This is a genomic window from Ruegeria sp. BHSB172, assembly GCF_059613165.1.
Map to the genome: position 1 here is coordinate 109,674 of NZ_JBXWRZ010000005.1, position 17,495 is coordinate 127,168.

Below are 17,495 nucleotides of genomic sequence, written 5' to 3' on the forward strand. Positions count from 1 at the left end.
TTCCGAGGCAACTGCCCTACACCTGCGACAAACAAGATGACAGGCTCATGACATACACTCCGTTTTACGTGCACGGGGCGGATCGCCCGTCCCGCTGGCTGATCACGTGCGACCACGCCACCAACACCGTACCACCGCAGATCAACGGCGGCGACCTCGGCCTTCCGCGTGAGGACATGGAGCGCCACATCGCCTATGACGTGGGCGCCTACGAGGTGTCGAAACATCTGGGCGAAATCCTGAACGCGCCGGTGATCGCGGCCAATTTCTCGCGGCTGGTGATCGACCCGAACCGGGGCGAGGACGACCCGACCCTGTTGATGAAGCTGTATGACGGGTCGATCATTCCGGCCAACCGTCATGCCGACGCCGCCGAGCGCGAACGGCGCCTGAACCTGTGCTATCGTCCTTATCACGAGGCGCTGGCCAAGATGGCCGCCCTGCCCCACGCCGTGATCGTCTCGATGCATTCCTTTACGCGCCAGTTGCGGGGCCGCCCGCCGCGCCCGTGGCATGTCGGCATCCTGCACACCGCGGACGAGCGGTTCTCGGCCCCGCTGATCGACCGGCTGCGGGCCGAGGGGGATCTGTGCGTCGGCGTCAACGAACCCTATAGCGGCGTGCTGCCGGGGGATGCGATCGACCGGCACGCCACCGCCTTTGGCCGCCCCAACGCACTGATCGAGCTGCGCAACGACCTGATCGCCGATCATGCCGGGCAACGCGCCTGGGCCGAGCGGCTGGCCCCGATCCTGCAGGACGCGCTGGCCGCAAGCGGGCTTTAACGCTGGAAAAATCCGCGACCAAACGACGCCCGCTCTCTTGCGCGGCGCGCGGGCAATCCCCATTTTTTGGGGTGAAAGGAGGCCGTCATGACACCTGAAACCCTGACAGCCTTTTTCGGCTGGATGACCGTTCTGAACTTTGCGGTCCTGCTGCTGTCGACCCTGATGGTGGTGGCCCTACAGGACCGCATTGCCGCCATTCACAGCCGCATGTTCCAGATGGACAAGGCCGAGGTCAGAAAGGCCTATTTCAAGTATCTTGCGAACTACAAGATCCTGACCCTGATCTTCTGCCTGATGCCCTGGATTGCCCTCAAGCTGGTCTGAACCGGCGCGCGTTGTGCAATGGTCACGGGCTTGCTAGGTCTGGATCAAATCCCTCAAACCGGAGCCCGACCATGGACCCCAAGACCGAGATCGAACTGCAGGCCGCCGCTTTCCGCCGCCTGCAAAAACACCTGATGCAGGACCGCACCGACGTTCAGAACATCGACATGATGAACCTGGCCGGGTTTTGCCGAAACTGCCTGGCGCGGTGGTATCAGGAGGCCGCCAATGAAAAAGGCATCGAAATGGGCAAGGACGAAGCCCGCAAGATTTTCTATGGCATGACCATGGATGAGTGGAAATCCAAATACCAGACCGAGGCCAGCCCCGAAAAACAGGCCGCCTTCAAGGTCGCGTTCGAGGAAAACGTCGGCAAAAAAGACTGACGCCAAAACAAAAAAGGCCCGCCAGATCGGCGGGCCTTGGTGTTCAGATCGCTGCTTTGCGGCTTTCGTCCAGATAAATCTCGCGCAGCCGCGTGGCGATCGGGCCGGGTGTACCGTCGCCCAGCGCAACGCCGTCGATCTCGACCACAGGCATTACGAAAGCGCTGGCCGAAGTGGTAAAAGCCTCGTCGGCCTCTTTTGCTTCGTCGATGGTGAACAGGCGCTCCTCGACTTCCATCTGCGCCTCGGCCGCCATGCGCAGTACGGCCTTGCGGGTGATCCCGTGCAGGATGTCGTTCGACAGCGGGCGGGTGACGATCTTGCCGTTCTTGACGATATAGGCGTTGTTGCTGGTGCCTTCGGTGACATACCCGTCTTCGATCATCCAGGCATCGTCACACCCAGCGGCCTTGGCCATCATCTTGCCCATAGACGGGTACAACAGTTGCACCGTTTTAATGTCGCGGCGGCCCCAGCGGATATCCTCGATCGAGATGATCTTAGCCCCTTTCCTGGCCGCGGGGTTGTCAGCCAGACCGGGCTTGTTCTGAGTGAACAGCACCAGCGTCGGCTTGGTGTCGGCCGAGGGAAAGACGAAATCGCGGTCGCCGTCGCTGCCGCGGGTGACCTGCAGATAGACCAGCCCCTCGTTGATGCCGTTCAGCTCGACCAGCTTGCGATGGATTTCGAGCAGTTCGTCCTTGCTGCAGGGTTCGGCCATCTGCAATTCGTCCAGCGACCGCTTCAGGCGCACCGCGTGACCCTCGAAATCGATCAGCTTGCCATCCAGCACGCTGGTCACCTCATAGACGGCATCCGCCATCAGAAAGCCTCGGTCGAAAATCGAGACCTTGGCTTCGGTCTCGGGCAGGTATTCGCCGTTCACGTAAACGGTGCGGGTCATGTCATATCCTTCTCGTCCTTGGGCTGCGCCCATTCCTCGCCACAGCGCGTCACCCCCAGAGCGCCGCCTGCGGCGGGTGTACGCCGGCCTCGTCGAAAACCAGCGGTGTATCGCGGTCTTCGGCCAACAGAAGCGGGCCGTCAAGGTCCGTCACCAGCGCCCCCTGCGCCACCAGTGTCGCAGGCGCCATCGCCAGAGAGCTGCCGACCATGCAGCCCACCATGATGCCATAACCCTCGGCCTGCGCCGCGCGGCGCAGTTCCAGCGCCTCGGTCAGACCGCCGGTCTTGTCCAGCTTGATGTTGATCACGTCATATTTGCCCTTCAAGCCGGGCAGGCTGGCGCGATCGTGGCAGCTCTCGTCGGCGCAGACCGGAACCGGGCGCTCTAGCCCGATCAGCGCCTCGTCATCTCCGGCGGGCAGCGGCTGTTCGACCAGCGCGACGCCCAAACGCACCAGATGCGGCGCCAGATCGGCATAGACCTCGGCCGACCAGCCCTCGTTGGCATCCACGATGATCCGGGCATCAGGCGTCCCGGCTCGCACGGCCTCGAGCCGCGGCATGTCGTCGGGCGTGCCCAGCTTGATCTTCAACAGCGGACGATGCGCATTCTTCGCCGCCTGCGCCCGCATCGCGTCGGGCGTGTCCAGCGAAAGAGTATAGGCGGTGATCTCGGGCTTGGGCGCGGGCAGGCCGGCCAGTTCCCAAGCGCGCTTGCCCGCCCGCTTGGCATCAAGGTCCCACAGAGCGCAATCGACCGCATTGCGCGCGGCACCGGCGGGCAGCAGGTCCATCAGCGACTGGCGCGTGAACGTGTCGGGCAAACCGCGGATCTCGGCCTGGACCGACTCCAGCGTTTCGTCATACCGGGCATAAGGCACACATTCGCCCCAGCCTTGATGCGCCCCATCCGTCAGGCGCACCGTCAATACCTTTGCCTCGGTCCGCGACCCGCGCGAGATGGTGAACACCTGCGCCAGCCGGAACACATCACGAGAGACGTCGATCTGCACGCGCCCACTCCCTTGTCTTTGCAGTTTCCAGCGCCGGAGGCAGGTATCCCTGCCATCGGTGCCCCGGTTGGATCACATCGCGGCCAGCGCGTCCACCAGCTTGCCCGCGCCGAACCGGTACGGATCCGTAGCCGGCAGGCCCATCTCGGCCTCGACCTTGGCGATGTAGGCTTTCGCGTCCTCCTCGCTTAGGTGCTGTGTGTTGATCGACACACCCGCGACCTGGCAGGCAGGGTTGGCGACGCGCGCCAAAGGCAGGGCCGTGTCGCGCAGCTGTTCCAGCGTCGGCAGGGAATATTCCGGCAGACCGCGCATGTGGGTGCGGGTCGGCTCGTGGCACAGGACCAGAGCATCCGGCTGACCGCCATGGATCAGCGCCATGGTCACGCCGGAATACGAGACATGGAACAGCGACCCCTGCCCCTCGATGTGATCCCAGTGATCGGGATCGTTCTCGGGTGTCAGGTATTCGACGGAACCGGCCATGAAATCGGCCACCACGGCGTCAAGCGGAACGCCCTGGCCGGTGATCAGAATACCGGTCTGACCGGTGGCGCGGAAGGTCGATTTCATGCCGCGCTTGCGCATCTCGGCATCCATCGACATGGCCGTGTACATCTTGCCCACCGAACAATCAGTGCCCACCGCCAGACAGCGCTTGCCGTTGCGTTTGCGCCCGTTGGCAATCGGATAGCCCACGGTAGGGACGCGAACGTCATGCAGCGTGCAGCCATGAGTCTGGGCCGCGGCCACCAGATCGCCTTCGTCGCGCAGCAGGTTGTGCAGGCCCGATGCCAGATCATAGCCCATTTCCAGCGCGGCGATCAGGACCTCTTTCCAGGCCTGACTGATGACGCCACCGCGGTTCGCGACACCGATCACCAACGTCTTGGCGCCGGCGGCCTTACCTTCGGCCAGGGTCATGTCGGTCAGGCCCAGATCGGCCTTGCAGCCCTCCATCCGCAGCTGACCCACGGCGTTTTCCGGGCGCCAGTCCCGAATGCCGATCGCGACCTTGGCGGCCAATTGGTCGGGGGCATCGCCCAAAAACAGCAGGTACGGTGTCTCGATCATCGCGCGCTCTCCTTTTCTTCCGCCCCAACCTATTGAAGGCCGTCAACGAGCGTTTCTCATTTTCCTCCGACCTGCCGCACATCGAACGGAGAATTTTGCAAGATTCCCCCAAACAGCGCAAAAAGCTTCGAAATTTTCGAAATGATGAAACTTTGACCGCCGCGTTCCGGTGGTTGCGCACCGCTTTCTGCAACAGCATTGCCGCAACTGCACAATCAGGCTTGCGCAGGGTCGCGCAATTTAATACCCAATTGCCAACTGAAATCGTAATTTCATTACCCAGCGAGGTGCCGATGAGCTTTCGTATCCAACCCGCCGCCCCGGCGCGACCAAACCGCTGTCAGCTGTTCGGCCCCGGATCCAACACCAAGCTGTTCCCCAAGATGGCCGCCTCGGCTGCGGACGTGATCAACCTCGACCTAGAAGATTCGGTGGCCCCGTCCGACAAGGACACCGCCCGCGCCAACGTGATCGAGGCGCTGAACACCGTGGATTGGGGCAACAAGTACATGTCGGTGCGCATCAACGGGCTGGACACGCCCTATTGGTACCGCGACGTGGTGGACCTGCTGGAACAGGCCAGCGACCGGCTGGATCAGATCATGATCCCCAAAGTCGGCTGCGCCGAGGATGTCTATGCGGTTGACGCCTTGGTCACTGCGATTGAACGCGCAAAGGGCCGCACCAAGCCGATCAGCTTTGAAGTCATCATCGAATCCGCCGCCGGTATCGCCCATGTCGAGGAAATCGCGGCCTCCTCCCCGCGCCTTCAGGCGATGAGCCTGGGCGCGGCCGATTTCGCTGCCTCGATGGGGATGCAGACCACGGGAATCGGCGGCACGCAGGAAAACTACTACATGCTGCGCGAGGGCCAGAAATACTGGTCGGACCCGTGGCATTGGGCACAGGCTTCCATTGTGGCCGCCTGCCGCACCCATGGGGTGCTGCCGGTCGACGGGCCGTTCGGCGACTTCTCGGACGACGAAGGCTATATCGCGCAGGCGCGCCGTTCGGCGACGCTGGGCATGGTCGGCAAATGGGCGATCCACCCCAAGCAGATCGCGCTGGCCAATCAGGTCTTCACCCCGTCGGACGAGGCGGTGGCCGAAGCGCGCGAAATCCTGGCCGCGATGGAGCAAGCCAAGGCCAATGGCGAAGGCGCCACCGTCTACAAGGGGCGGTTGGTCGATATCGCCTCGATCAAGCAGGCCGAGGTGATCGTGGCGCAGGCCGAGCTGATCGCCGCGAACGGTTGACCGACCCATCGCGCCCAAACGAAAAAAGGCACCCGATCGGGTGCCTTTTTTGCAAAGTTCAAAGACCCTCAGCGGCCAAAAACGTCGTTTGGCGTCCAAGTGAACCGCTCGCCCTGCTTGCCCCATTTCATCATCAGGCAAGAGGTCCCGTATTTCTGGAAATAATTGATCTTGAGCGGATACCACCCGGCTCGCGGTACCTCGACCTCGGTGCGCTGGTTGGCCTCGCACCCTTGGCGCCCGTTGAAGTAGCCGATCTGCTGGCCGCCGACATAGGCATCGATCCCGTCATTCGACCAGGTTTCCAATTCATAGATGCCCGGCGAGTCAAAGCGGATGTAGCCCGTGATCTCTGCCGCCACGTTGTAGGCTTGATTGTAGGTCAGAACCGGGTCGCCCTCCTCGGTATCGCGATAATCAAGTCCCCGCAGCGGCGCGCCCGGCTGGGCCTTCTTCATCATCTGCTTGGCCTTGGTGACTGTTTGAATCTTGCGCGGCGGATTGCCCTCCCACGCATATTTCACGTTCAACCCGGACTTCAGTCCCGAAGGTTGCGGATTGGCGGGCTGCAGCTTCAGCGGCGCGGCGTAGGACGCGCCTGCCACAAGTGCAACGACCGCGGCAGCCACCCCCTTGCAAAAAACGTTCATCGTCATCTCCCTGATCTGCGCCGCTTGAACCAGGCCCAGCTTGATTGCGGCGATCTGCGTTGCGCCCAGACTACGGCGGGCCGGACTTTGCTGCAAGGCGCTGCGCCCATCCACCTGGCGATGGTTGCGTGAATTTGCCGCCCGCGCGGGACAAGCCGAGTTGCATCCGGGGCGACCTCGGGTCATATAGCGTGGAACTTTCGCGTTGAGAGGCGTCATGACCCAGTATCTGGATTTCGAAAAACCGCTGGCCGAGATCGAAGGCAAGGCCGAAGAGCTGCGCGCCCTGGCCCGCGCCAACGAAGAGATGGACGTGACCGAGGAAGCCGCTGCGCTGGACGCCAAGGCGGCCAAGCTGCTGGACGAGCTGTACCGGGACCTGACCCCCTGGCGGAAATGCCAGGTGGCCCGTCACCCCGAACGCCCCCATTGCAAGGACTATGTCGAGGCCCTGTTCACCGAGTTCACGCCCTTGGCCGGCGACCGCAACTTTGCCGACGACCTGGCGGTGATCGGCGGGCTGGCGCGGTTCAACGACCGGCCGGTGATGGTGATCGGACACGAGAAGGGCTCGGACACCAAATCGCGGATCGAGCGCAATTTCGGCATGGCCCGCCCCGAAGGCTATCGCAAGGCGGTGCGCCTGATGGACCTGGCCAACCGGTTCGGCCTGCCGGTGATCACGCTGGTGGATACGGCCGGCGCCTATCCCGGCAAGGGCGCAGAAGAGCGCGGCCAGTCCGAGGCGATTGCCCGGTCAACCGAGATGTGCCTGAAGATCGGCGTACCGCTGGTGTCGGTGATCATCGGCGAAGGGGGCTCGGGCGGTGCGGTGGCCTTTGCCACGGCCAACCGGGTCGCGATGCTGGAACACTCGATCTATTCAGTGATCTCGCCCGAGGGCTGCGCGTCGATCCTGTGGAAAGACGCCGAGAAGATGCGTGAAGCCGCCGAGGCGCTGCGCCTGACCGCGCAGGACCTGCACAAGCTGGGCGTCTGCGACCGGATCATCCCCGAACCCAAGGGCGGCGCACATCGCGATCGTCCGGCCACGATCAAGGCGGTGGGCAAGGCAATTGCCGACATGCTGAAAGAGCTGGACGGCAAGGATGCCGCCGTGCTGATCAAGGACCGGCGTCAGAAATTCCTGGATCTGGGCTCCAAGGGGCTGGCAGCCTGAGCCGTCAGCCGCCCAAGGACTGCAACAGGCTGACCGAGGGTTCACCCGTCACCGGCAGGCCGCTGGCGCGCTGATAGGCGCTGATGGCGGCCTTGGTGTTGTTCCCGATCACCCCGTCCGCGCCCTGCGTATCATAGCCCGCGGCCGTCAAACGGCGCTGCAGCGTCTTGCGGTCCTCGAGCGTCAGACCATTTTGATCCGGCCCGAACGATGCCCGGAACGGCGGGCCGCCCGCGATCCGGTCGGCCAGATGCCCCACCCCGATCGCATAGCTGTCGGAATTGTTGTAACGCTTGATCACCTGAAAATTGCGGAACACGGCGATGCGCGGCCCCGGTTTCTGCGGCTGCAGGATAGCGACAGGCGTACCAGAACTGGCGGCCGGTGATCCGACCTCGCCACCCCAAGGCTGGCCTCGCACCCAGCCCGCGCGCGACAGGTAGGCCGCCGTCGAGGCCAGCGAATCCGTCGGGTCCTCGGACCAGATGTCTCGCCGCCCGTCACCTGTGAAATCGACCGCATAGGCCAGGTACGAGGTTGGGATGAACTGCGTATGCCCCATGGCGCCCGCCCAGCTGCCGGTCATCGTGTCGGGCGTCGTGTCACCGTTCTGCAGGATCTTCAGCGCCGCGATCAGCTGCTTTTCAAAGAACGCACCCCGCCGGCCATCATAGGCTAGCGTCGACAGGGCCGAGACCACCGGCACGTCACCGCGCCGCTCGCCATACCGGCTTTCCAGCCCCCAGATGGCCACGACGATTTCCTTGTCCACGCCATAGCGCGATTCGATCTGGGTCAGCGTCCCATTGTGACGCTGCAGCATCTGGCGGCCCTTGCTGATTCGCTCGTCCGAAGCGGCGATGGCCAGATAGTCCTCGAGCGAGCGCTTGAACTCGACCTGATTGCGGTCGCGCTCGATCACGTCGGGCAGATACCCCGCGCCTCGGAATGCCCGGTCGATGGTCGCCTGCGAGATCCCCTGACCGGCCGCGCGGGCCTTGAAACCGGCAACCCAGGCGTCCCAGCCGGCGTTGGGCACCGGCTGCATCCGCGTGACCGTGGCGTGGGTCTGCGTCGTCCCGCCCGCGCAGGCCGTCAGCAGGCCGAAGCCCAGCCCCAGTGCAAACATCCGTCGATCGATCATGGCTGGCATCTGCTCTTGTTCGTTGTTGCCGCCAGCCTAGCGCAACCGCCCTTCCGACGCCAGCTTGGCGCCACGCGGCGAGCCAGATTTGCGCCTCTGCGCAGGTCTTTGCTCAGCTGACCAGCAGACGCAGCCCCTGAGTGACGTCCGAGCGTACCGCCAGCCGCAGGCCAGGCTCGTCCCCGGCCTTGAGCGCGGCGATGATCAGCTTGTGATAATGCGGCGGTTCGGTTCGGCGCAAGCGGCCATAAAGCGCCCGCATGGTCGGCCCCAGCTGCAGCCAGACGGTTTCCGCCATGGCCAGCATCGCCGGCGCTTGTGCGCGCAAGTACAGCGTGCGGTGGAATTCGAGATTGGCGCGGATATAGCCCACCGCATCACGCTTGGTCACCATTTCCGCGACCGACATGTTGATGCTCTGCAGCCGGTCGATCAGGGCCATGTGGGCCCGCGGCAGGGCGCGACTGGCCAGTTCGACCTCGAGCAGCGCCCGCAGGGCGGCCAGCTCCTCGATCCGGTCGTTGCTGAGCTCGGGCGTCGACACCCGCCCCGAACTGGACAGAAACAACGCTCCCTCGGCCACCAGCCGGCGCACCGCCTCGCGCGCGGGGGTCATCGAAACATCGAATTCCTTGCCGATGCCGCGCAGGGTCAGGGCCTGCCCCGGCGCGATTTCGCCGTGCATGATGCGCGACCGCAAGGCGCGATAGACCTGGTCATGGGTGGCGGATTGCGAGTCGGGGTTTCGGGCGGTCTGCATGGCTCCATGTGATCACAAATCCCGACGGGGTCAACCGGAGCCTGCCTCGAACCGGTACCGGTGCAGTTCGGCCCCATTGTCGCGCAGCCAGCGCCGCGGTGCTTGATATGGGCCGAACAGACGCTCGACCTGCGTCCAGAACGCCGGCGAATGGTTCATCTCGGCCAGATGGGCCACCTCGTGCGCGGCGACATAGTGCAGAACCTCGGGCGGGGCCAGAATCAGCCGCCAGGAAAACATCAAACCACCCGCCGAACTGCACGACCCCCAACGCGACCGCGTATCGCGCAGGGTGAGGCTGGAATAAGCCCGGCCCAGCATCGCGGCATAGTCATCGCAGGCCCCGGTCAGGCGATCCCGCGCCAGCTCTTTCAGGAACCGGGCCAGCCGCCGGGCCTCGGCCCCCTCGGGCACGGCAATCCGGTCCGCCTTCAGGACGACGCGCCGCCTCTCCGCAGGCACGATTCGCCGGGGCACCCCCTCGACCGGCAGTGTCTGGCCGAATTGAATGACCGCCGGCTCGGGACGGGCGCGAAGATGCTGGCGGATCCAGTCTTCTTTCGTGCGAGCAAAGCCGATCGCCTCGGATTCGGGAACGCTCTGCGGGTAGGTCAGCGTAACCCGGCCATCCAATTGCGAGATTCGCAGGCTGATGCGGCGCGCGCGCGCCGATTTCCGAAGCGTCAGGGCGACAGGCGGGTGGCCGGGCAGTGAATGTCGCCCCATGGTGCATTCTCCTTGGCGCAAAGGCTTTGACAGTGCCCGCCGCATGTGGCAGGTGACCTGAATCGTTGATACGACTCACCTGATATCAAGGGGAATTGACATGCCCAAGGAAGAATGGGGCGTAAAGCGCGTTTGCCCGACCACCGGAAAGCGGTTTTACGACCTGAACAAGGACCCGATCATCAGCCCCTACACCGGCGAGATCGTTGAATTGGAAACCGGCAAGAGCCGGATGATCGCGGCGGATGCCGAAGATGCCGCATCCGTCAAGGCCCGCGAGGCCGCGTCGGATGACGACCTGGTACTGGACGATGACGACGCCGTCGATGTCGATCTGGATGACGACATCCTGGAAGACGATGACGATGACAACGTCTCGTTGGACGACATCACCGACGTCGCGTCGGAAGATGAAGATTCCTGAATTGGCGTGGGCGGCACCCGGTGCCGCCCCGCCCGGATCGGCGCATCGGATCGAACATCGACTTTTTTGACAGATTTTCGATTTTTGCTCTTGCACTCACCGACGCCGTTTCATAAACGTCCGTCCACCGCCACGGCGGTACCGGAATGGGGCCTTAGCTCAGTTGGGAGAGCGCTTGCATGGCATGCAAGAGGTCAGGGGTTCGACTCCCCTAGGCTCCACCATTTTTTTCCTCAGTTCGAATTCACTCGCTGTCACAGGGCTTTGTAAATAAGGCCTTTGACGTGCCAGTCTTTCTCAACCCCAAGGAAACTTGGGCTTCGCCTGAATTCCCATTGTGGGGGTCTGTGTGGGGTTCTCCAATGAGAAAGTATGCAAGATGACCAAACTGACAGACAAACAGATCAAGGCTGCGAAGCCCGGCGACAAGAAGATCAAGCTGGCAGATGGCGGTGGCCTGACGCTGATCGTTCACCCAAAGGGCAGCAAGACATGGGTCTGGCGCTACAGGGCCGACGGCAAGCAGCGTGAGATGACTTTGGGCAAATATCCCGCTACCGGACTAAAAGCCGCGCGCCAGCGCGTCGAGGCGCAGAGAAACCTGCTTGAAGACAACATTACCCCTGACGTGGCAGAGATGCGCGCAGAGGTACAGGCTCGGTCAGGTCTGACGGACACCACCTTCAGCGGGGTTGCGCGTGCATGGCTGGCAGAGGAGCGTCCGCACTGGGCAGAGAAGACTTATGTCCGCGCCCGTAACCGGATCGAAAAGGATGCCATCCCTCTCCTGGGAACCGTGGAGGTCGCGGACATAACCGCAGTCGATATCAAGGCCGTTGCGCTCAAGATCGCGGATCGTGGGAGCCATGAGACTGCGCGCCGCGTCATTCGCATCCTGCGGCAGGTTCTGGGTTTCGCGGAAGCCGAGGGCCTGATCTCTGTCGTGCCGGGTGCGAACGTGATCGACCGCTTCAAGCCCCAGCCCAAGAAGCACCACCCTGCAATCGTTGAGCCGGAGCGGTTAGCGCTGTTCCTGCAGGCGCTGGATGCGTGGCCGCATCAGACGCTGGGTAAGCCTCTGGTGCAGATCATTGCGCATACGGGCCAGCGTGCTGGTGAAGTGCGCCGAATGAAGTGGAGCGACATCAAAATGGGCGAGCGGGTCTGGAACAACGTGGTGACCAAGACAGGTATCACAATTGCCATACCCCTTACGGACCCAGTGATCGATATCCTGAATGCGATGTACAAGTTGAACGGCCACCGCGAGTTCGTTTTTGCATCGGAGAACGGACCAGTGTCTGAACCCGCCACAATGAACATGATCCGCAGGATCGGATTTGCCGGTGAGACTGACGCCCACGGCCTGCGGGCAACGCTGCGCACGCTGGTGACCGAGCATCTCGGGTTCGAGGAAAAGCTGGCAGAGGCACAGTTGAGCCACGCGTCGAAGGAACAGCATGGCCGCGCATATGACCGCACCAACTTCCTCGCCCAGCGCCGCGCGATGATGGAGGCCTATTCGCAGTTTCTGGTTAAGCTTCAGGAGGGCCGTGCTAACGTGGTGCCGATGATTGCGGGGACCAAGGTATGAGAGACACGGTTATCAAAGATTTTGACTGGTTGCGTGGTCGTTTGAACGAGCGCACGAAATCTGGTGAATGGTCCTACGTTCTCGACCTGCACGACATTCTGGATGTTCTGCGCGAACAGGAAGGCATCGTGTCACCAGCGCTGAACAAACACCTAACAGACCGCGAGACCGCAATGCACAAGGCAAATGCTGGTAATGCCGCAAAAGACCCGAGGGAAATCGGTCTTCACGGCGGCGTTGCGGGCGGCGTCATGTATTTGATCGATCAGGGCTACAGCAAAGAAGATGCGCGCACTCTGATAGCAGAAGCAATGCAGATTGATCGTGAAGATGTGGTCACGTGGCACAAAGCAACCTTGAAATCCCCGGATATTAGCGATCAGAATTACAGGCTAAACCTGAACTTTGCCGCGCAAGAAATGATCAGGAACCTCGCTGAACTTGCGCGCCAAAAACACAACCAGATGACAGTTGAAGAGGTCATTCTGGAGGTGTTCTCACCCACCTGATCAAAGGGGGGGTAAATTAGACCGTTTGTTTTTACCCCCCTGCCTACTTTACCTGAGTTGCCAGTATCTTTTTTAGGAGGCTGGCAATGTCAGATCACATCGAAGCGCTCGTTCCACACCGTCTCTATGATGAGCGGTACGTGGCTGCGCTGCTCGGTCTCAGCGATGACGAGTTCTATCTGCTGGATCACTGGCGCGAGTTCAATCTCGGCCCAAAGTTCATGAACCTTCCAACCGGGCAAATCCGGTACCTCGGCAGCGATATTACTGCTTGGATCGAAGCCGGTGGCGATCACGATCCCCGCGACATCATCCGCAGTTACGATGCCCTAGACGCCAAGAAGGCTGAGAAGCTGGGCCGGGAAATGATGGAGAAAGGGTTTTTCCAGCGGTCACGGGCTGCAATAGAAAAAGCCAACGGCGATGAGCCTCAGGCTGAGGTGTCCGCATGAGTGTCGCCCGTATGCCCATCTCACCCGACAGCTTCCCGAAGACAGGTCTGGTGACACTGAAACAGCTATCCACCCACAGCGGTCAGTTGGGCATGTTCCCCGGATCGCCCAGCACGTGGCTGCGGATGGTTGATAGCGGCGATGCACCCGAGCCAACCAAGATCGGTCGGCAGCACTTCTGGCGCTGTGAACATGTTCGCGCCATCGCAGCCGATATCAGCTGGCAGTTGGTAAAGATCGACATGCCCGATCTGAGGACAACTGTAACGGAATGGCCGAATGAGATGCGTGACGAACGCAACATCGAACGCGCGCCGGAAATCGGTCTCGACTGAAACAAAATGCGGCCCGCCTCGGGATGACGAGGCAGGCCGCAGTGTAACCAGTATTGGGAAGAAGAATGCAATACGGTGGTTGTCGAGTAAACAATACCACAGCTCGATGACCCGTACAAGTTTGCCCCAATATCTAGGGGTCATACGGGAGATGAAATGACCAGACAGCGCTGGAAGGTCAGCAGCAGAGAGGAAGAAATCGTCAGGGGCATTCGCGCTGGGCTGCACGCCTGCGGCCTCGACGTCGTGCCCCTCGATGAGAGCGGCAAGAAACCCGTCTTCGCTGACTGGCCGAACTATCAGTACGATCCTGACGATCCCGAACCCATGGTGCCGCGCACTAAAAACAACCAAGGCGATCCGACCAAGGCTCCGCACTTCGCGACGGGGGTCAAAACCACTGGTATTTTCGCTGTCGATTTCGACCTTGACGATCCAGGGCTCGTGCGGTCAGCGCGCGTCGCATTCGAGCAGGCTGCAGGGATGGAGCCAGCATTCGTCAGGTACAGGGAGGGCAGCGGGCGCGTGATGTTGTTCTATCGCTGCGAGCCAGACATGCCCAAGATCGTCGCAAGTAATGGCGGCCCCGACGGGGCAATCGAACTGGATGCAAATGCCAACGGTCAGCAGGCCATGGTTCACGGTCGCCACCCATCCGGCAAGTACATCAAGTTCGAGGGCGACCAGCCATGGGAAATACCCATCACGGAATTCCCGATCTTGTCCTTCGAGGATGCTAAGGCAGGCTACGAGGCGGCGTGCAATCGCGTCGGCATCGAGGTCAAAAGGTTCACTGTCGGTGGCGGTAGCGCCGACGTCGGAGTGTTTGAGACACGAAGCGCAGGCAAGGCGGCGCAGTGCGCAGTTGACCTGCTCACGGGTGCAAGCATCACTCCAGCCGCGACGGAACTCCTCCGCAACCTGATGTTTGAGTTCAACGCCAGCGAACACTTCTGCGAGGAACTGCTTCGAGCACTGATCGCAGAGGGAATGAAGGCCAACCCTCAGCACGTCGAGAGGTACGAAAACCTCCGCAATCAAATGAACCCTGCGACACAGCGGATACCGCTGCAGGCCGCAATGTCAATGAAGCATATGGAGTGGGCGACAAGCATGATCGATGGGTCAGAGGACATGCGCCGGGTGGAGGAGAATGAGCGGCAGTTCGCACAGAACAGGGCAGCGGAGAAGGCGAGGGAGGTGACGCGCGACCACGTCATGAAAAGCTTCATGATTGCAGCGCGGAGGCTGCCCGACGACCTGCTCGAAGATGCAATCACTTGGATGGAGAGACTGAAGTGACCACGAAATCCAAGACCGCATTCGACGAAATCGAAGACGCGGGAGAATTGCGCCATGTCGCAGTGAAATTCGTCCTCGGTCAAGAGATCGGGGCTGAGTATCGCGTCGAGAAAAAGCCCCCACTCATCACCGTGATCAATGGCGAAACGGCGGAGGTCTACAACTTCAGGAAGGGCGAGGTCGGAGACTTCAATAAGACGCAGACAGATCGCGTCATGAACCAGATGGCGCAGGGCAAGGTGCAGACGGCGCACGACACCATCGATATCCTCAGCGAGCCAGCGGGCGTGCACCTGCCCGAGGGCTGCCTGCCTCAGCCGATTGAGACGTGGGTTCAGGAGGCGCATGACGACACGGGATTTGATCGCGGCGCTCTCGCGACGTGCTTCCTCGCATCGGCATCCATCGCAATCCACGCAGGGTGCACGCTCGAAATCAAGCCGGGGTTCAAGGTCAGGCCAAACATCTGGGCAATGATCATCGGCAAGCCAGCCACCGGGAAAAGCCCGACCATGGATCAGGCCCTCGATCCACTGCGCAAAATGCAGGAGGAAATCCGCAGGATCAGGGGCCTCGAGATCGAGCAGCTGACACGCGGAATGGAGCCTGATGAGGCAGAGCAAATCGTCCGAGATCACCCGCCAATGCGCAGGCTCTACACCGGGGATGTGACAGGGGAAAAGCTCGCGGAAATGCTGGCCGCACCGGAGAATGACAACGGCGGGATCGGTATCGTCAAAGACGAACTCGCAGGCTGGCTCCAGTCAATGGATCAGTACCGAGGGGGCAAGGGCGGCGACCGGCAGTTTTATCTCACCGCGCACACGGGCGGCGATGACTACAAGGACCGGGTCTCAAAGGGCAGCAGCCACTACATCGCATGCACCGCGACCTCTGTACTTGGCGGCATCCAGCAGGAGAAATTGTCCCGGCTCTACGCCAAGGAGGTGGACGACGGGTTTATGGAGCGCTTCCTCTTCGCGCAGCTGACGCGGCCAGCATTCAGGGAAATCGACCTCGAAAACCACACGCCATTCGCAAACCGAAGAAGAATGCGTGACAGGTTCAAGGGCATGATCAACGAACGGGCGAGCTACGTCCTCGGAAAGCCAGCCCTCAGGGTGCTGAATGACCTGCGCAGGAAATACCACCCAATGCAGGAGCGATCCGAGGCAATCGCCAGCTGGTACGGAAAGATCGAAACACACTGGGCAAAAATCGCCCTGATCTTCCACATCATCGAAAACCCACGGGGCAAAACCGTCGGCGAACAAACGGCAAAACTCGCAGCCAAATTCCTAGAGGAATTCGCAATGCCCTCAGCCGAAATCGCCTTCGAACTGATGAGCAGCGGGCAGAACTCACTGATCCAGAGACTGGCGGAAAGCGTCCTCCGACACAGCGACAAAGGGCAAAAGGAAATCTCCACACGAGACTTCGCAAGAAGCGTGCACCAATTGGCAAAGATGCCAGTGCACGAGATCGAAACCGCAGTCTCTCCACTCGTCGGCGCAGGCTGGCTGACCCCCATCGTTCTGGAGAAGAAGCCGGGGCGACAGCCCGCAGCCAAGTGGGCAATCACCCACGGCCTCGCAGATAAGTACCGCGACCACCTCACCAAGGCCGTCGAGCTGGAGCGCATGGTGAAGGATAAGATGAGGAGGGGAAAATGATGGAGGAACTGAAACAGCTGGCGCAGGAGGCAGGGCGGCAGGCCTTGATCGAGGCGAAGGGCGGAGGTGAAAGAACTGCGTAAGGCATGGCACCTCGGGTGGTCGAAAGGATATTGTCAATGATTGTCAATGGGGGGCGCAACGACAATCACTGACAAACGACCCAAAACAGGGCGTCAAAAGGCCATAAAATAAAGGACGAACGACAAATGAGGGCCGATTGTCAACGATTGTCACCTCGCCTGTGCGGGCTAATATTTTAAAAAAGAGTATATCGATCTTTTTATACCGCGCCCGCGAGTTGACAATCACTGACATTCAACAAACCCTTGCCTAAAGCCCAGTAAACAAAGGATAATACCGACCATGGCACAGAAACCATTCATGATTGATGTGAGGCATTTCCAGCCAATGGGCTGGACCCGTGCGCCAAGCTGAGGTTTCAACTCTTTGCCGCTTGCTTCCCGCTGGCTGCTCTGAGAGAAGTAAAAAACAACGGGTCAGAGCAGATGTACGAGAACGCCTTTAACTACATCGAACGATCTCTCCGTGCCAAGGAAGGCAGGCTACATCTTGCGCGACATGCTTGAGATCATCGGCGGGCTTCACTTCAACCCAGGCCGACAAGCACGAATTGTCACAGCTCTACGAGACCCGCATCCGCCAGATGGGTAACACGGAGCGCAATGGGGGCAAGTACTACACGCCCCAAGACCTCGATGACCTCCGCCAATCGCTACTGCAAAAAGCCTTGTCTGGCGGCCTGTCATAGCCAAGATCGAATTTTAGAGTGAGGGTTAAGCAAAAATGACGAGAGACAAAAAAATCGCGAGCAGAGCGGCACTCCTTGCCCAGCTAGAGCAAATCGTTGGTTCGCATTGCTACAACGCCAGAATTCAAAACTGGGGTCCTAGCTGAACATTTACCCCCCACGGCACGGCTGATGTCGGCAAAGCGGACGTTGAGGCAATTAACGGCGAACGGCGGCTCTGAGCCCAC

General features: G+C 61.1%; 19 protein-coding genes and 1 tRNA gene. 13 read left to right on the forward strand and 7 right to left on the reverse strand.

Annotated elements, in window-relative coordinates; translation table 11 throughout:
• Positions 1-47 precede the first annotated feature (47 nt).
• The 3 genes from AC2FM3_RS04670 (at position 48) to AC2FM3_RS04680 (ending at position 1,498) form a co-directional block, all read left to right on the forward strand.
• Positions 48-785, forward strand: coding sequence for an N-formylglutamate amidohydrolase (locus AC2FM3_RS04670; protein ID WP_496679441.1), 738 nt, complete (start codon positions 48-50; stop codon positions 783-785).
• 87 nt (positions 786-872) lie between these two features.
• A complete protein-coding gene (locus AC2FM3_RS04675) occupies positions 873-1,112 on the forward strand; it encodes a DUF6868 family protein (protein ID WP_496679444.1) in 240 nt (79 codons plus the stop codon).
• Between the two features lie 71 nt (positions 1,113-1,183).
• On the forward strand, positions 1,184-1,498 hold the full coding sequence (locus AC2FM3_RS04680) for a DUF1244 domain-containing protein (protein ID WP_496679446.1): 315 nt from the start codon (positions 1,184-1,186) through the stop codon (positions 1,496-1,498).
• Between the two features lie 43 nt (positions 1,499-1,541).
• Here AC2FM3_RS04680 and AC2FM3_RS04685 read toward each other — a convergent pair whose 3' ends face one another.
• From AC2FM3_RS04685 to dgcN, 3 genes are all read right to left on the reverse strand, one after another.
• Positions 1,542-2,402, reverse strand: coding sequence for a D-amino-acid transaminase (locus tag AC2FM3_RS04685; RefSeq protein ID WP_496679448.1), 861 nt, complete (start codon positions 2,400-2,402; stop codon positions 1,542-1,544).
• 49 nt (positions 2,403-2,451) lie between these two features.
• On the reverse strand, positions 2,452-3,417 hold the full coding sequence (gene dgcA, locus AC2FM3_RS04690; protein ID WP_496679449.1) for an N-acetyl-D-Glu racemase DgcA: 966 nt from the start codon (positions 3,415-3,417) through the stop codon (positions 2,452-2,454).
• Between the two features lie 72 nt (positions 3,418-3,489).
• A complete protein-coding gene (gene dgcN / locus AC2FM3_RS04695) occupies positions 3,490-4,491 on the reverse strand; it encodes an N-acetyltransferase DgcN (RefSeq protein ID WP_496679450.1) in 1,002 nt (333 codons plus the stop codon).
• Between the two features lie 293 nt (positions 4,492-4,784).
• Between dgcN and AC2FM3_RS04700 the strand changes: the two genes are divergently transcribed.
• Entirely contained in the window at positions 4,785-5,747 is a 963-nt protein-coding gene (locus AC2FM3_RS04700) for an L-malyl-CoA/beta-methylmalyl-CoA lyase (RefSeq protein ID WP_496679452.1), read from the forward strand.
• Between the two features lie 68 nt (positions 5,748-5,815).
• Here the strand turns inward: AC2FM3_RS04700 and AC2FM3_RS04705 are convergent, their stop codons facing one another.
• On the reverse strand, positions 5,816-6,397 hold the full coding sequence (locus AC2FM3_RS04705; RefSeq protein ID WP_496679453.1) for a PA14 domain-containing protein: 582 nt from the start codon (positions 6,395-6,397) through the stop codon (positions 5,816-5,818).
• A 217-nt stretch (positions 6,398-6,614) separates the two neighbouring features.
• Here AC2FM3_RS04705 and AC2FM3_RS04710 point away from each other — a divergent pair, with 217 nt between their 5' ends.
• Positions 6,615-7,577, forward strand: coding sequence for an acetyl-CoA carboxylase carboxyltransferase subunit alpha (locus AC2FM3_RS04710; RefSeq protein WP_496679454.1), 963 nt, complete (start codon positions 6,615-6,617; stop codon positions 7,575-7,577).
• A gap of 4 nt (positions 7,578-7,581) precedes the next feature.
• Here AC2FM3_RS04710 and AC2FM3_RS04715 read toward each other — a convergent pair whose 3' ends face one another.
• The 3 genes from AC2FM3_RS04715 to AC2FM3_RS04725 form a co-directional block, all read right to left on the reverse strand.
• The gene (locus tag AC2FM3_RS04715) at positions 7,582-8,721 is read right to left on the reverse strand and encodes a lytic murein transglycosylase (RefSeq protein ID WP_496679456.1); all 1,140 of its coding nucleotides are present in this window, start codon (positions 8,719-8,721) and stop codon (positions 7,582-7,584) included.
• 112 nt (positions 8,722-8,833) lie between these two features.
• Positions 8,834-9,481 (reverse strand): FCD domain-containing protein, encoded by a 648-nt coding sequence (locus AC2FM3_RS04720; protein ID WP_490361228.1) that lies wholly within the window; start codon positions 9,479-9,481, stop codon positions 8,834-8,836.
• A gap of 30 nt (positions 9,482-9,511) precedes the next feature.
• Positions 9,512-10,207: a M48 family metallopeptidase gene (locus AC2FM3_RS04725; protein WP_496679458.1), complete on the reverse strand. Its 696-nt coding sequence runs from the start codon at positions 10,205-10,207 to the stop codon at positions 9,512-9,514.
• A gap of 100 nt (positions 10,208-10,307) precedes the next feature.
• On the opposite strand from AC2FM3_RS04725, the gene AC2FM3_RS04730 reads away from it, so the two are divergent.
• The 8 genes from AC2FM3_RS04730 (at position 10,308) to AC2FM3_RS04765 (ending at position 16,496) form a co-directional block, all read left to right on the forward strand.
• Entirely contained in the window at positions 10,308-10,631 is a 324-nt protein-coding gene (locus AC2FM3_RS04730; RefSeq protein WP_496679461.1) for a TIGR02300 family protein, read from the forward strand.
• Positions 10,632-10,779: 148 nt separating this feature from the next.
• Positions 10,780-10,855: transfer RNA gene (locus AC2FM3_RS04735), tRNA-Ala, on the forward strand.
• 155 nt (positions 10,856-11,010) lie between these two features.
• Positions 11,011-12,225, forward strand: coding sequence for a tyrosine-type recombinase/integrase (locus AC2FM3_RS04740; RefSeq protein WP_496679463.1), 1,215 nt, complete (start codon positions 11,011-11,013; stop codon positions 12,223-12,225).
• Positions 12,222-12,734 carry a hypothetical protein gene (locus AC2FM3_RS04745; RefSeq protein ID WP_496679465.1) on the forward strand — a complete coding sequence of 171 codons (513 nt, stop codon included), beginning with the start codon at positions 12,222-12,224 and terminating at the stop codon, positions 12,732-12,734. The genes AC2FM3_RS04740 and AC2FM3_RS04745 overlap by 4 nt, the downstream gene beginning before the upstream one ends.
• 86 nt (positions 12,735-12,820) lie before the next feature.
• A complete protein-coding gene (locus tag AC2FM3_RS04750; protein ID WP_496679468.1) occupies positions 12,821-13,186 on the forward strand; it encodes a helix-turn-helix transcriptional regulator in 366 nt (121 codons plus the stop codon).
• On the forward strand, positions 13,183-13,521 hold the full coding sequence (locus AC2FM3_RS04755) for a hypothetical protein (RefSeq protein ID WP_496679469.1): 339 nt from the start codon (positions 13,183-13,185) through the stop codon (positions 13,519-13,521). Before AC2FM3_RS04750 ends, AC2FM3_RS04755 begins: the two co-directional genes overlap by 4 nt.
• A gap of 156 nt (positions 13,522-13,677) precedes the next feature.
• A complete protein-coding gene (locus tag AC2FM3_RS04760; protein WP_496679471.1) occupies positions 13,678-14,823 on the forward strand; it encodes a bifunctional DNA primase/polymerase in 1,146 nt (381 codons plus the stop codon).
• Positions 14,820-16,496, forward strand: a complete 1,677-nt coding sequence (locus AC2FM3_RS04765; RefSeq protein WP_496679474.1) for a DUF3987 domain-containing protein — start codon at positions 14,820-14,822, stop codon at positions 16,494-16,496. The genes AC2FM3_RS04760 and AC2FM3_RS04765 overlap by 4 nt, the downstream gene beginning before the upstream one ends.
• Positions 16,497-17,495 lie beyond the last annotated feature (999 nt).